The sequence below is a fragment of the Nocardiopsis halophila DSM 44494 genome (assembly GCF_000341245.1).
In the GTDB taxonomy this organism is placed as follows: Bacteria; Actinomycetota; Actinomycetes; order Streptosporangiales; family Streptosporangiaceae; genus Nocardiopsis_A; species Nocardiopsis_A halophila.
In genome coordinates this window covers 1-13,984 of the sequence record NZ_ANAD01000025.1, presented here as the reverse complement: position 1 = coordinate 13,984, position 13,984 = coordinate 1, and the positions used below count along the sequence as shown (strand labels likewise).

Genomic DNA, 13,984 nt, shown 5'->3' with positions numbered 1-13,984 from the left:
CTGGAGGAGGTCTACGGGGTCGAGTTCGGCGGGTTCCGCTCGCTGGACCCGGCGCTGCTGCCCACCGCCCTGACCGACGGCGACGTGCAGGCGGCCAACCTGTTCACCACCGACCCCGCCATCGCCTCCGAGGGCTTCGTGACCCTGGAGGACCCGGAGAACCTGTTCGGGGCGCAGAACGTGGTGCCGCTGATCCACGACGCCTCGGTGCCGCGGGAGGCGCGCGAGGTGCTGAACCGGGTCTCGGCGGAGCTGACTACCGAGGACCTGCTGGCGATGAACGAACGGGTGGGCGTGGAGCACGAGAGCGCCGACGCGGTGGCCGCTGACTGGCTGTCCGAGGCCGGGCTGGACTAGAGGATCATGGCCAGGATCAGCCCGGCCACCAGGATTCCGATTACCGTGTAGAAGCCGTCCATGGGGCCATTGCACCGCCGCGGCGGTGCGATGTGAACTGGCGCCGGCCGCACACCGCCCTCGCGCCGGGGTAGCCCCCGGCGACCTCTCTAGAGAGTTTCGATCACCCCAGGGTGCGGTACCGCCCGCCGTAGCGCACCAGTGGGCCCGCACCGCCGCGGCCGCCCTCCACCCGGGGCAGGGCGGCCACGGCGGCGAAGTAGACCGCGTGGTCGCCCACCTCCAGGCTCCGCTCGACCGTGCACTCCAGCGCGGCCAGCGCCTCGGTGAGCACCAGCGCCCCGGTGGCCTCCCCGCGCGCGTGCGGCTCGGCGTCCAGCAGCAGCCGGGCGCTGGGGCGCCCCTCGGCCGAGAACCGCCCGGCCAGGGCCCGGTGCCCGGCGCCCAGCACGCTGACGGCGAAGGCCCCCTGGCGGTCGACCACCTCGCGCAGGTACCCCTCGGCGGACAGGCTGAGCATGACCACCGGGGGGTCGGCCGAGATCGAGCACAGGGCGCTGACCGTGCCGCCGATGTCGTCGCGCCCGTCGCGCACGGTCACCACCGTCACCCCGGTGGGCAGGGCCGCCATCGCCTCGGTGTACTCGGTCACCGCACCTCCCAGTCGCCGGGCAGCACCAGCGGGCCCGCCGCGGGCAGGCCGACGCGGGCCGACAGCTCGGCCAGTGGGCCCCAGGCGTCCAGCCGCACCTGCTCGCCGGCCCGCTCCTCGCTGGACTCGGGCGGGCGCAGCCGGTCCAGCGGGGTGGAGCGCGGGTAGGGGCGCAGCGGCGCGTCGTCGGCGCCCGACAGCGAGCGGGCCAGCCGCACCGCCGTCGCCAGCCCGCCGAGCCCGTCGACCAGCCCGGCCTCGTGGGCCTGGGCCCCCGACCAGACCCGCCCCCGGGCGAGCCGGTCCACCCGGTCGGCGTCCATGTCCCGGGCCTGGCCCACCTTGGCCGTGAAGTCGGCGTAGACCCCGTCCAGCAGGGCGTCGACCCGCTCCCACTCGGAGTCGCTGAAGGGCCGGGTGGCCGAGAACATGCCGGCGTGCGGGGCGCTGTCCACGCTGCCGTGCCCGATGCCCAGGCGCTCCAGCAGGTCCGAGGCCACGGCCTTGGCGACGAACACCCCGATGGAGCCGGTCACCGTGCCGGGGTGGGCGATGATGCGGTCGGCGCCCAGGGCGACGTAGTACCCGCCGGAGGCGGCGACGTCGCCCATGGACACCACCACCGGGGTGCCGGCCTCGCAGGTGAGCCGGACCTCGCGGCGCACGGCGTCGGAGGCCGAGTGCGACCCGCCGGGGCTGTCCACCCGCAGCACCACCGCGCGCACCGCGTCGTCCCGGCGGGCGGCGCGCAGCGCGGCCGAGACGGTCTCGGCGCCGGCCGTGGTGCGCCCGGTGGGCGAGCGGCGGGAGGTCCCCGAGTGGATCTGGCCGCGCACCCCGATCAGCGCGATCTGGCCGCGCCCGGGGTGCGGGGAGAGCTGCTCGGCGGCGGTGCGGTGCCGGTGGTGGCGGGCGGCGAAGCGCAGCAGCGGCTCGGGCCCCTCGCCGCCGGCGCGCTCCAGCACCTCGGCGTAGACCTGGTCGCGGTAGGCGAGCCGGTCGACCAGGCCGGCCTCCAGGGCCTCGCCGGCGGTGAGCGGCCCGCGCGCGGTGAGCTCGGCCACGCGCTCGGGGTCCAGGCCTCGGTCGGCGGCGATGTCCGTGCGCACCTGCTCGGCGAGCGAGCCCAGCAGCTGCTCGGCGGCCTCCCGGTGGGCGGGGGTGTAGTCGTGCTCGGTGAAGGTGTTCACCGCGGTCTTGTACTCGTGCCGGGCGGCGGTCTCGGGGCGCACCCCGGCCTTGTCGGCCGCCCCGCGCAGGAACAGGGCGTTCAGGGTGAGCCCGGTCAGGCCCACGGTGCCGGTGGGGGCCAGGGCGATCTCGGAGAAGGCGGCGGCCAGGTAGTAGCCGACGGTGCCGGGGCCGAAGTCGCCGATGGACTCGCTCCAGGCGATCGCGGGCTTGCCCGAGGCGCGGAAGTCGGCGACCGCCTCGCGGATCTCCTGGACCTTGGCCAGCCCGGCGGGGGCCCCGCCGGTCTTGGCCACCACGGCCGCCACCCGCGGGTCGCGGGCGCCGCGCCGCAGCCCCTCCACCACGTCGGTGAGCCGCTCCCTGCGGCGGGTCAGCAGCTGGGCCAGCGGCGGGCCGGGCGGCTCGTCGGTGACCCCTTCGGTCAGGTCGAGTTCGAGGACCAGCGGCGCGGTGCGCCTGCGCCGCAGGTCGGCCAGTGGGGCGAGAAGCTCGTCAAGGTCCGCCATGCCCACAGGGTAGTGGGGGTCGGCTATCGTCGGAGGGCCGATCCGGCCGGATCGGCCGCAGAGTCGGTTGAGGAAGGGTCCGATGTCCGAGGCGTTGGCGTTGCGGACCGCGGCGGCCGCCGCGGGGGTGCTTCTGCTCGCCGCCGGATGCGGCGGCGGTGACGGCGACGGCGGTGACGGCGGCGGCGAGGCGGCGCCGTCGGTCGAGGGGGCCTACACGGGCGCGGTCCCGGCGGCCTCGGTCCCGCTGTCGGGGACCGAGTTCGAGGGCGTGGCGATCGGCATGCCCGAGGGCTGGCAGCGCTCCGACGGCCAGGGGCGGATCTGCATGGATCCGCCGGAGGGCGAGCGCTGCGGCTACGGGTCGGTGCAGCTCTACCCGCAGGCCGCCGAGCGCAACGGCGCCGACTGGCCCGCCAAGGGGTCGGCCTTCAACAAGGCAGACGGCTGGAACGGCGGGGGCGCGACGTGCCGGGCGCCCGACGGCGAGGGGCAGAGCCCCGGCGACGCGGAGATGACCGTCGGCTCGCCGGAGGTGACCGAGCACGCCGACGGGCTCAAGTCCCACCACCGGGTGTGGGAGGTCTCCTGCGACGGCGGCGCCTCCTTCGAGGTGCGCATGTGGTTCCTGCCCGAGAGCGACGTGATGCTCTACGTCCCGGCCGTCGAGCCCGCCTACGCCCAGGTCTACGACCAGGTGGCGGCCTCGATGGACGTCACCGAGTACAAGAAGCGCCGGGCTCAGGAGCAGAAGGAGGAAGAGGAGCAGAAGGAGAAGGAGAAGGAGGAGAAGAAGGAGGACCGGGAGGAGCAGGACGACTGACCCGCAGGGGGACCGCCTCCCACCAGGTCGCGCACCGCCAGGCCCACTCCAGCGGGCCGTACCGGAAGGCGCGCAGCCACAGCGCGCTGAACGCCCACTGGGCGGCCAGCAGGACCCCGGCCAGCGCGAACAGGGCGCCCCACCGCTCCTCGGCGCGGAAGTCCAGCAGCAGGCCGACGGCGAACACCACCGGTGTGGCGGCCACGTAGTTGGTCAGCGCCATCCGGCCGAGCGGGGCGAACACCGCCCGCAGCGCACCGGCGGCCGGCGTGCGCATCAGCAGCGCGATGCCGCTGGTGTAGGCCCCGGCCATGAGCAGCCCGGCCACCGCACTGGAGGCGGTGAAGCCGGTGTCGCGGACCTCGCCGAACTGCCACAGCGCGGCCGGCACCGAAGCCGCCGCCAGCAGCGCGAAGACCAGGGCGGTCCACCCGGTCAGCTCCCCGAGCCGCTCCGGCACCCGGTACCGGGCCACGGCCGTGCCGAGCAGGAACATGCCCGGGATGAGCAGCATCCCGCCGCTGCCCAGCGCGGCCGGGACCACGGCGCCCACCGCGCCCAGCGCGAGCACGGCCCACCGGGGCAGGTAGCTCGCGGGCAGCAGCACCAGCAGCCCGAAGACCGCGTACGGGGTCAGCGCCTCGCCCGGGTGGAGCACCTGGTGCGCGGCGCCGAGCAGGCCGAGCGCGACCAGTCGGCGGACCAGGAGCAGCCGGGGGCGGGGGTGCCGCCGCCCGGCCGACTCCAGGAAGATCGCGAACCCGATCCCGAACAGGAACGAGAAGATCGGGAAGAACCGCCCGGCCACCAGCATGTCCAGCCAGGCCTCGGGCGCGGCGAGCGGGGCCGCCTCGCCCGGCCCCAGCGCCAGGACCGCGTCGTAGCCCATCTGTGTGACGGGCCCGATGTTGACCAGCAGGATCCCGCACAGCGCGAACCCGCGCAGCACGTCCAGATCGTCGATGCGCCGGCGTCTCTCCACCACTGCGCTCCCCCCTCTTCCCAACGGTGAACAGGAAGAAGGTACGGGCCGGCGGGGGCGGGCCGCCTCGGCCGCACGGCCGGATTCAGGCGGGGCCGGCCTCGTCCTTTCGGCCGGGCTCCAGCCAGAGCACGCCCAGCGGGGGCAGGTCCAGCTCGGCCGAGGCGGGCAGCCCGTGCCAGGGCTGGGCCTCGGAGCGCACCCGCGTCCGGCCGCCGCGGAACCCGCTGCCGCCGAACCGCTCGTCATCGGTGTCCAGCAGCACGTTCCAGGGGCCGGTGTCCGGCAGGCCGATGCGGCGCCCGGTGTGCGGGACGGCGGAGAAGTTCACCACGCAGGCCAGCGTGCCGCCGTCCTCGCCGAAGCGCAGGAACGCCAGGGTGTTGCCCTCGGCGTCGCCGCCGTCGATCCACCGGAACCCCTCGGGCACGCAGTCGCGCGACCACAGCGCCGGGCGGGCGGTGTAGTCGGCGTTGAGCTCGTCCACCAGCGCCCGCACCCCCCGGTGGAAGGCGTGGTCGAGCAGCCACCACTGCACCCCGGCCTCGTGCGACCACTCCTCGCCCTGGCCGATCTCCCCGCCCATGAACAGCAGCTTCTTGCCGGGGTGGGCCCACATGTAGGCCAGCAGGGTGCGCAGGCCGGCGAACCGCCGCCACTCGTCCCCGGGCTGCTTGTACAGCAGCGAGGACTTGCCGTGCACGACCTCGTCGTGGGAGAGCGGCAGGATGTAGTTCTCGCTGTAGGCGTAGAGCATCGAGAAGGTGATCTCGCCGTGGTGGTGGGCGCGGTGCACCGGGTCCCGCTTGAGGTACTCCAGCGTGTCGTGCATCCAGCCCATGTTCCACTTGAAGCCGAACCCCAGGCCGCCGTGGTCGACCGGGCGGGACACGCCCGGCCAGGCGGTGGACTCCTCGGCGGCCATCACGATGCCGGGGTTGCGCCGGTGGCACACGGTGTTGAGCTCGCGCAGGAACTCCAGCGCCTCCAGGTTCTCCCGGCCGCCGAAGGCGTTGGGCTCCCACTCGCCCGACTCGCGGGAGTAGTCCAGGTAGATCATCGAGGCCACGGCGTCCACCCGCAGCCCGTCGATGTGGTACTCCTCCAGCCAGAACAGGGCGTTGGCGATGAGGAAGTTGCGCACCTCGGTGCGGCCGTAGTCGAAGACCAGGGTGCCCCAGTCGGGGTGCTCGCCGCGGCGCGGGTCGGGGTGCTCGTAGGTGGGCGAGCCGTCGAAGCGCGCCAGCGCCCAGTCGTCCCGGGGGAAGTGCGCGGGGACCCAGTCCAGCAGCACCCCGATCCCGGCCCGGTGCAGCTCGTCGACGAGCAGCCGGAACCCGTCGGGCGGGCCCAGCCGGGCGGTGGGGGCGTAGTAGGAGGTGACCTGGTAGCCCCAGGATCCGCCGAAGGGGTGCTCGGCCACGGGCATGAACTCCACGTGGGTGAAGCCGCGCTCGCGCACGTGCGCGACCAGCTCCTCGGCGAGCTCGGCGTAGCCCAGGCCGGGGCGCCAGGAGGGCAGGTGCACCTCGTAGACGCTCATCGGCTCGCGGGTCCAGTCCCGGGCCTTGCGCTCGTTCATCCACACCTCGTCGCCCCAGCGGTGGGCGGGGGCGTGCACCACCGAGGCGGTCTCGGGCGGGCACTGGGCGGCGAAGGCCATCGGGTCGGCCTTGTCGCGCACCCCGCCGTCCCGGCCGTGCACCCGGAACTTGTACAGCGCGCCGGGGCCGACGCCGGGCACGAACAGCTCCCAGACCCCGCTGGAGCCCAGGGAGCGCATCGGGTGGGCGGTGCCGTCCCAGTGGTTGAAGTCCCCGATGAGCTGCACCCCCTGGGCGCCGGGCGCCCACACCGCGAAGGCGGTGCCCTCGGGGCGGGGGTGGGCCCCCAGCGCGCGCCACAGCTCCTCGTGCCGGCCCTCGCCGATCAGGTGCAGGTCCATCTCCCCCAGGGTGGGGGCGTACCGGTAGGGGTCGTCGGCGACGGTCTCAGGCCCCTCGGCGGTGTAGGTGCAGGCGATGCGGTAGTCGGGCGGCGCGTCGCCGGGGACGGCGGCGGTGAACACGCCGGCGCGGTCGTGCTCCATGGGCACGCGGGTCCCGTCGGCCAGGACGGCGTGCACGGTGCGGGCCAGCGGGCGCAGCGCCCGCAGCACGACGGTGCCGCCGGGCACGGGGTGCGCGCCCAGGACCGCGTGCGGGTCGTGGTGGCGGCCGGCCGCGAGGCGGTCGGCCTCGGCGGGGGCGACGGCGGCGGGGGCGAGGTTCACGGGTGCTCCAGGCGGGTGGTCGGTGCGGTCGGGGTCAGGGCCGGCGGGGTCAGGGCCGGGCCAGCGCGGCGATGGAGTCCAGCGGCACGCGCAGCCAGGTGGGGCGGTTGTGGGCCTCGTAGAGGACCTCGTAGACCGCCTTGTCGTACTCGAAGGCGCGCAGCGCCGTCAGGTGCTTGTCCGGGTCGGTCCCGCCGCCGGCCGCGTAGCCGGCGCAGAAGGCCTCCCGGTTGCGCTCGGCCCAGGCGCGGGCGATCGGCGCCAGCAGCTCCTCATCGGCGCTGCCGATGAGCTGGTGGCGGGCGGCGTAGTCGAAGGAGCGCAGCATCCCGGCGACGTCGCGCAGCGGGCTGGAGGGGCGCCGCCGCTCGGCCACCGGCACCGCCGGCTCGCCCTCGAAGTCCAGCAGCACCCACCCGGCGTCGGTGCGCACCACCTGGCCCAGGTGGTAGTCGCCGTGCACGCGCTGCACCGGCAGCGGCGCCTGGGAGCGGGCGAAGTCCTCGAACGCGGTGCGCAGCACCCCGGCGTAGGGCGCCAGCTCGGGCACCTGCTCGGTGGCGGCGTCCAGCCGTCGGGCCATGGCGTCGGCCAGCGCGCGCAGGCAGGACGGCGAGAGCACGTCGGTGGGCAGGGCGCGGGCCAGTTCCCGGTGCACCGCGGCGGTGNGGGGGGGGCCCCCCCCCAGCCGCTCGGCCTCGGCGGCGAAGTCGCCGCCGGCGTCGGCCGGTCCGGTCCGGGGCGCGGCGTACAGGTCGCGCACGCTGGTGGCGGCCAGCACCCAGCCGTCGGTGGCGCTGCGCAGGTAGCCCTGGAGCATGGCGACGGTGGTCGGCACCGGCCGGCCGTCGTGCTCGATGTCGGCCTCGATCCACCCGTGCGGCGGCGCGGCGTAGGGCGAGCCGTCCAGGGCGCCGTTGAGCTCCAGGTCCGGGTTGAGCCCGGGCCACAGCCGGCGGAACGCCTTGAGCACGTACTCCTCGCCGAAGACCAGCGAGGTGTTGGACTGCTCGCCGGTGATCACCAGGCTGCGCAGCCCGGTGCGGACGGTGTGCCCGGGCCGGGTGCGAAAGCGCAGCTCTCCGCACTCGGCGCCGCGGGCCAGCCCCTCCAGCAGCCGGCCGGTCAGCTCCGGGTCGTGCAGCGCGTCGTAGGCGGTGCGCTGGGCGCCCCGGATCCGGCACCGGCCGATGACGCAGTGCTCCAGTCCGGCGCGCAGCCGGCCGCGCTCGGCCAGCCCCACCACCACCAGGTAGCGGTCGGCGGAGCGGGGCTGGTCGACCCGCACCACCAGCACGCGCATGCCGGGGCCGTGCGCGCCGGGGTCGGCCCCGCCCACGGGCAGGTCGCGCTCGATGCGCACCGCCTCGATGGGCGCGGCCTTGCCGGCGAACCAGCGCTGCCGCGGCAGCCATGCGGCCAACAGGTCCTCGATCCGGTTCATGCGGTGTCCCGGGTGCGGTCGTCGGTGGTGGGTCCGTCCGCCTCCTCGACCGGCGGCAGCTGGAACCAGTAGAAGCCGTGGCCGGGCAGGGTGAGCAGGTAGGGGAGTTCGCCGATGGCGGGGAAGCGCACGCCTCCGGTGCACTCCACGGGCGTGGCGCCCTCGAACCGGCGCAGGTCCAGTTCGACGGGCTGGGGGAAGCGGGAGAGGTTGTTGACGCACAGCATGCGGTCGTCGCCCCACTCCCGGACGAACGCCAGCACGCTGGGGTTGCTGGCGTGCAGTTCGGTGAAGTCGCCGGTGCCGAAGACGGGGTGGCGCTTGCGGATCTGGATCATCTTGCGGGTCCAGTTGAGCAGCGAGCCGGGGTCGCCGCGCTGGGCCTCGACGTTGAGCGCCTGGTAGCCGTGGACCGGGTCGAGGATGAGCGGCAGGTAGAGCCGGGCCGGGTCGCACCGGGAGAAGCCGGCGTTGCGGTCGGAGGTCCACTGCATGGGGGTGCGCACCGCGTCCCGGTCGCCGAGCCAGATGTTGTCGCCCATGCCGATCTCGTCGCCGTAGTAGAGCACCGGGGAGCCGGGCAGGGACAGCAGCAGCGCGGTGAACAGCTCGATCTGGTCGCGGTCGTTGTCCAGCAGCGGGGCCAGCCGGCGCCGGATGCCCACGTTGGCGCGCATGCGCGGGTCCGTGGCGTACTCGGCGTACATGTAGTCCCGCTCCTCGTCGGTGACCATCTCCAGGGTCAGCTCGTCGTGGTTGCGCAGGAAGATGGCCCACTGGCAGTTGTGCGGGATGCGCGGGGTCTGGGCGAGGATCTCGGAGATGGGGTAGCGCTGCTCGCGGCGGACCGCCATGAACATCCGCGGCATCAGCGGGAAGTGGAAGTTCATGTGGCACTCGTCGCCGCCGGACTCGAAGTCGCCGAAGTAGTCGACCACGTCGGCGGGCCACTGGTTGGCCTCGCTCAGCAGCACCCGGTCGGGGTAGAGGCGGTCCACCTCCGAGCGCACCCGCTTGAGGAACTCGTGGGTCTCCTTGAGGTTCTCGCAGTTGGTGCCCTCGCGCTCGTACAGGTAGGGGACCGCGTCCAGCCGGAACCCGTCGATGCCCAGGTCCAGCCAGAACCGCAGCACCTCCAGCACCGCCTCCTGCACCGCGGGGTTCTCGAAGTTCAGGTCGGGCTGGTGGGAGAAGAACCGGTGCCAGTAGTACTGGCCGCGCACCTCGTCGTAGGTCCAGTTGGACTGCTCGGTGTCGACGAAGATGATCCGGGCGTCGGTGTACCGGTCGGTGGTGTCGGACCACACGTAGAAGTCGCCGTAGGGCCCGTCGGGGTCCGAGCGCGAGGCCTCGAACCAGGGGTGGCGGTCGCTGGTGTGGTTCATCACCAGGTCGGTGATGATGCGGATGCCGCGCCGGTGCGCCTGCTCGACCAGCTCGACGAAGTCGGCGATGGTGCCGAACTCGGGCTGGACGGACATGTAGTCGGAGATGTCGTAGCCGCCGTCGCGCAGCGGGGACTCCTGCAGCGGGAGCAGCCACAGGCAGTCGATGCCCAGCCATTCCAGGTAGTCGAGCCGTTCGATGAGCCCGCGCAGGTCGCCCACGCCGTCGCCGTTGGAGTCGTGGAAGCCCCGGACCTGGACCTCGTAGAAGACGGCGTGCTTGTACCAGTGCGGGTTGGGCGGCAGTGCGGTGAAGGTGTCGGGCACGGGGGCGGGTGTGGTCACGGGAGCAACTCCACCTGTCGGCGTTCCAGTACGGTCGGCCGTGCCGGCGGGCGTGCGGATCATCCGGCCGAGGCGACTGTGAGAACGTGTGCGGTCTGGACGTTCGGGTCGAGGCGCACGTAATTGGCCTGACCCCAGGTGTAGGTCGCGCCGGAGAGCTCGTCGTGTACCGACAGAGACGTTTCCGGCGAAAAACCCAAAGAGGGCATGTCGAGCCGGACCGTCGCTTCGCGCGTGCGGTGCGGATCGAGATTGACGACGACGATCACGACGTCGTCACGGCCCTCGCGGTCGCCGTTCCCGGGCAGCCGTTTGGAATAGCAGATCAGCTCAGGCTGGTCGACATGGTGGAACCGCAGGTTGCGCAGTTCCTGCAATGCCGGGTGGTCGCGCCGCAGACAGTTTAGCCTGCGGATCAGCGGGGAGATCGACATTTCCGCGGCCTCGGCCGCGTCCCAGTCGCGCGGTTTGTACTCGTATTTCTCGGAATCGAGGTACTCCTCGCTCCCGGGGCGCAGCGGGGTGTTCTCGCACAGCTCGTATCCGGAGTACACGCCCCAGGAGGGGGAGAGGGTGGCGGCCAGCACGGCCCGCGCCTCGAACGCGGGCCGGCCGCCCTCCTGCAGGTAGGCGTGCAGGATGTCGGGCGTGTTGCAGAAGAGGTTGGGGCGCATGTAGGCCGCCGCCGCGCCGGTCAGCTCCTCCATGTACCCCTGGAGCTCCTCCTTGCCGGTGCGCCAGGTGAAGTAGGTGTAGGACTGGTGGAACCCGGCCCGGGCCAGGGCGTGCATCGCCGCCGGGCGGGTGAAGGCCTCGGACAGGAACACCACGTCGGGGTCGGTGCGGGCGATCTCGCCCAGCAGGCGCTCCCAGAAGGCCAGCGGCTTGGTGTGCGGGTTGTCCACCCGGAAGATGCGCACGCCCCGGTCCATCCAGAACCGGACCACCCGCAGCACCTCGGCGTACAGGCCCTCGGGGTCGCGGTCGAAGTCCAGGGGGTAGATGTCCTGGTACTTCTTGGGCGGGTTCTCGGCGTAGGCGATGGTGCCGTCGGCGCGCTCGGTGAACCACTCGGGGTGCTCGGCCACCCAGGGGTGGTCGGGGGAGCACTGCAGCGCCAGGTCCAGGGCGACCTCGACGCCGTGCGCGGCGGCCTCGGAGACGAAGGCGTCGAAGTCGCGCAGGTCGCCCAGGTCGGGGTGGACGGCGTCGTGCCCGCCCTCGGCGGAGCCGATGGCCCAGACCGACCCGGGGTCGCCGGGCCCGGCCTGGGGGGTGTTGTTGCGGCCCTTGCGGAAGGTGCGGCCCACCGGGTGCACCGGCGGCAGGTAGACGACGTCGAAGCCCATGTCGGCGATGGCCGGGAGCCGCTTGGCCGCGCTGCGCAGGGTGCCCGAGCGCCACACCCCCGCGGCCTCGTCGAACTCGGCCCCCTCCGAGCGGGGGAAGAACTCGTACCAGGAGCCGACCAGGGCGCGCCGCCGGTGCACCTGGAGCGGCAGGCGCCGGGTGCGGGTGAGGTGGTCGCGCAGCGGCTCGCGCTCCATCAGCCGGGCCGCCTCGCCGCCGGCCCCGGCCGCGAGCCGCTCGGCCGGCGGCAGCGAGGCGTCCCGCAGCACGCGCGCGGCCTCGGCCAGGACGGGGCGGCGGGGGACCCGCCGGGCGGCGCGGTCCAGCAGCCGGGCGCCCTCCTCCAGGACCAGCTCGGTGTCCAGGCCCAGCGGGATCTTCGCGGCGGCCTCGCGGCGCCAGGTGGCGTAGGGATCGGCCCAGGCCTCCACGGCGAATGTCCACCGGCCGGGGGCGTCGGGGCTCACCTGCGCGGTGTAGCGGTCGGTGCCCGGCGCCCGCTCGGCCATCCGCACCCGGGCGCGGCGGCGGCCCCGCGGGTCGAAGAGCACCGCGTCCGCGCCCAGGGCGCCGTGGCCCTCGCGCAGCACCGTGGCGTCCACCGGGACCGTCTCGCCCTCGGCGGCCTGGGCGGTGCCGTAGGACAGCGCCGGCGCGACGTCGAGTACAGGAATTCGTCCGATCACGTGTGCACCAATTCTTCGCAAGCGGCGGCGGGGCCGCGAGTGGCCGGTGTGACCCGATTTCGGGCAGCGTCCATTGAGGAATGAGAACAGGGCGTACCTGGTGTCCGAGGGGGAATCGCGGCCGGATCGCCGCCGCGCCCACAGTCCTATCGTCGACGCCGTGGCGCCCCGCTCCGACAGTCCGAAGGCACATATTTTTGTGATAGTCGTCACACTTCCAATTCGGATGTCCGCGGCGTTTTCGCCCCGTTTCCTCTCCGTGGATTCCGGCATAACGGTCTTCTGTCACTGCCGTACCGGGCCGATCGGGAATTCGGTGGGCGAATGCACGTGAATTCGCGCGCGGCGCCTGGTGCCGCGGCGCCGGGTGAACTAGCGTGCCGCTGCGTGAAGGCGATCCGCAGATTCACCGTCCGTACCGTCCTGCCCGAGCCGCTGTCCCCGCTGGGCCGGCTCGCGGCCAACCTGCGCTGGGCCTGGCACCCGCCCACCCGGGAGGTGTTCCGCGACATCGACCCGCGCCTGTGGGAGGCGGGCGGGCGCGACCCGCTGCGCCTGCTCGGCGACGCCGGGGCCGACCGGCTGGCCGCGCTGGCCGGCGCCCCGGCGTTCACCGAGCGCGTCGCGGCGGCCGCCGCCGACCTGGACGCCTACCTGTCCGGGCCGCGCTGGTACCAGAAGGCGGCGGCCGAGGCCGAGGCGGCCGGGCGGCCCGCGCCTCCGGCGGCGGTGGCCTACTTCTCCGCCGAGTACGGGCTCACCTCCGCGCTGCCGCAGTACTCCGGCGGCCTGGGCATCCTGGCCGGCGACCACCTCAAGAGCGCCAGCGACCTGGGCCTGCCGCTGATCGGGGTGGGGCTGCTCTACCGGCACGGCTACTTCGCCCAGACGCTCTCGCCGGAGGGGTGGCAGCTGGAGTCCTACCCCGAGGTCGACCCGCAGGGGATGCCGCTGTCCCGCCTGGCCGGGCCGGACGGCGGGCCCGCCGAGGTCGCCGTGGACATGCCCGAGGGGGAGCGGCTCACCGCCCGCGTCTGGGTGTGCCGGGTGGGGCGGGTCCCGCTGCTGCTGCTGGACGCGATGCACGAGGGCAACACGCCGCAGATGCGCGCGGTGACCGACCGCCTCTACGGGGGCGGGGGCGAGCACCGGCTGCGCCAGGAGATCCTGCTGGGCGTGGGCGGGGTGCGGGCCGTGCGCCTCTACTGCGCCGGCGCGGGGCACCCGGTCCCCGAGGTCTTCCACATGAACGAGGGCCACGCCGGGCTGCTGGGCCTGGAGCGGGTCCGCGAGTACATCGACGCCGGGCTGGGCTTCGACGAGGCGGTGGAGGCCGCCCGCGCCGGGACCGTGTTCACCACCCACACCCCGGTGCCCGCCGGGATCGACCGCTTCCCGCGCGAGCTGGTCCGCCGCCACCTGGCCGGGCCCTCCCCGGCCGTGCCCGGGCTGCCGGCCGACCGGGTGCTGGAGCTGGGCGCCGAGGACCACGCCCACGGCGACCCGGGCGTGTTCAACATGGCGGTGATGGGCCTGCGGCTGGCCCAGCGCGCCAACGGGGTGAGCCGGCTGCACGGCGCGGTGAGCCGGTCGATGTTCCAGGGCCTGTGGCCCGGCTTCGACGCCGAGGAGGTGCCCATCGGGTCGGTCACCAACGGCGTGCACGCCCGCACCTGGGTCGCCGAGGAGGCCCAGGAGCTGGCCGCGCGCATGGTGCCCGACTCCGGGGAGTTCACCGGGCCGGAGGGCTGGCGCAAGGTGTCCGGTGCCGACGAGGCCGAGCTGTGGCGGATGCGCCGCACCCTGCGCGCCCGGCTGNGGGGGGCGGGGGGGGGGGAGCGGCTGCGCGCCTCCTGGCGGGCGCGCGGGGCCAGCGCGGCCGAGCTCGGCTGGGTGGACGACGTGCTCGACCCCGACGTGCTCACCATCGGCTTCGCCCGCCGGGTGCCCTCCTACAAGCGGCTCACCCTGATGCTGCGCGACGCCGA

At 74.2% G+C, this 13,984-nt stretch carries 10 protein-coding genes; 3 read left to right on the top strand and 7 right to left on the bottom strand.

Annotation, left to right across the window (positions count from 1 at the left end):
* Positions 1 to 357, top strand: a 357-nt coding sequence (locus tag D450_RS0103090; RefSeq protein ID WP_017537213.1) for a glycine betaine ABC transporter substrate-binding protein, incomplete at its 5' end; no start/stop codon positions are given.
* Positions 358 to 520: 163 nt separating this feature from the next.
* Here D450_RS0103090 and D450_RS0103085 read toward each other — a convergent pair.
* Both D450_RS0103085 and sppA read right to left on the bottom strand, forming a co-directional pair.
* A complete protein-coding gene (locus D450_RS0103085) occupies positions 521 to 1,009 on the bottom strand; it encodes a flavin reductase family protein (RefSeq protein ID WP_017537212.1) in 489 nt (162 codons plus the stop codon).
* Entirely contained in the window at positions 1,006 to 2,709 is a 1,704-nt protein-coding gene (gene sppA / locus D450_RS0103080) for a signal peptide peptidase SppA (protein WP_017537211.1), read from the bottom strand. The genes D450_RS0103085 and sppA overlap by 4 nt, the downstream gene beginning before the upstream one ends.
* An 82-nt stretch (positions 2,710 to 2,791) precedes the next feature.
* Here sppA and D450_RS0103075 point away from each other — a divergent pair, with 82 nt between their 5' ends.
* A complete protein-coding gene (locus tag D450_RS0103075) occupies positions 2,792 to 3,532 on the top strand; it encodes a hypothetical protein (protein ID WP_017537210.1) in 741 nt (246 codons plus the stop codon).
* On the opposite strand, the gene D450_RS29285 is transcribed toward D450_RS0103075, so the two are convergent.
* From D450_RS29285 to D450_RS0103050, 5 genes are all read right to left on the bottom strand, one after another.
* Complete coding sequence (locus tag D450_RS29285) at positions 3,426 to 4,517, bottom strand: DUF418 domain-containing protein (RefSeq protein WP_017537209.1); 1,092 nt, start codon at positions 4,515 to 4,517, stop codon at positions 3,426 to 3,428. The genes D450_RS0103075 and D450_RS29285 overlap by 107 nt on opposite strands.
* 82 nt (positions 4,518 to 4,599) lie before the next feature.
* Positions 4,600 to 6,786, bottom strand: a complete 2,187-nt coding sequence (gene glgB, locus D450_RS0103065) for a 1,4-alpha-glucan branching protein GlgB (protein ID WP_017537208.1) — start codon at positions 6,784 to 6,786, stop codon at positions 4,600 to 4,602.
* Positions 6,787 to 6,835: 49 nt separating this feature from the next.
* Entirely contained in the window at positions 6,836 to 8,230 is a 1,395-nt protein-coding gene (locus D450_RS0103060) for a maltokinase N-terminal cap-like domain-containing protein (protein ID WP_017537207.1), read from the bottom strand.
* A complete protein-coding gene (treS, locus tag D450_RS0103055) occupies positions 8,227 to 10,023 on the bottom strand; it encodes a maltose alpha-D-glucosyltransferase (RefSeq protein WP_394296810.1) in 1,797 nt (598 codons plus the stop codon). Before treS ends, D450_RS0103060 begins: the two co-directional genes overlap by 4 nt.
* Positions 10,020 to 11,996: an alpha-1,4-glucan--maltose-1-phosphate maltosyltransferase gene (locus D450_RS0103050; RefSeq protein ID WP_017537205.1), complete on the bottom strand. Its 1,977-nt coding sequence runs from the start codon at positions 11,994 to 11,996 to the stop codon at positions 10,020 to 10,022. Before D450_RS0103050 ends, treS begins: the two co-directional genes overlap by 4 nt.
* A 387-nt stretch (positions 11,997 to 12,383) precedes the next feature.
* Here D450_RS0103050 and glgP point away from each other — a divergent pair.
* Positions 12,384 to 13,984, top strand: a 1,601-nt coding sequence (glgP, locus tag D450_RS0103045; RefSeq protein WP_017537204.1) for an alpha-glucan family phosphorylase, incomplete at its 3' end; no start/stop codon positions are given.

What these genes read in the sequence shown, in the direction of transcription:
- sppA (WP_017537211.1), bottom strand. Translation starts at nt 2,709, where the DNA reads ATGGCGGACCTTGACGAGCTTCTCGCCCCACTGGCCGACCTGCGGCGC.
- D450_RS0103075 (WP_017537210.1), top strand. Translation starts at nt 2,792, where the DNA reads ATGTCCGAGGCGTTGGCGTTGCGGACCGCGGCGGCCGCCGCGGGGGTG.
- treS (WP_394296810.1), bottom strand. Translation starts at nt 10,023, where the DNA reads ATGATCCGCACGCCCGCCGGCACGGCCGACCGTACTGGAACGCCGACA.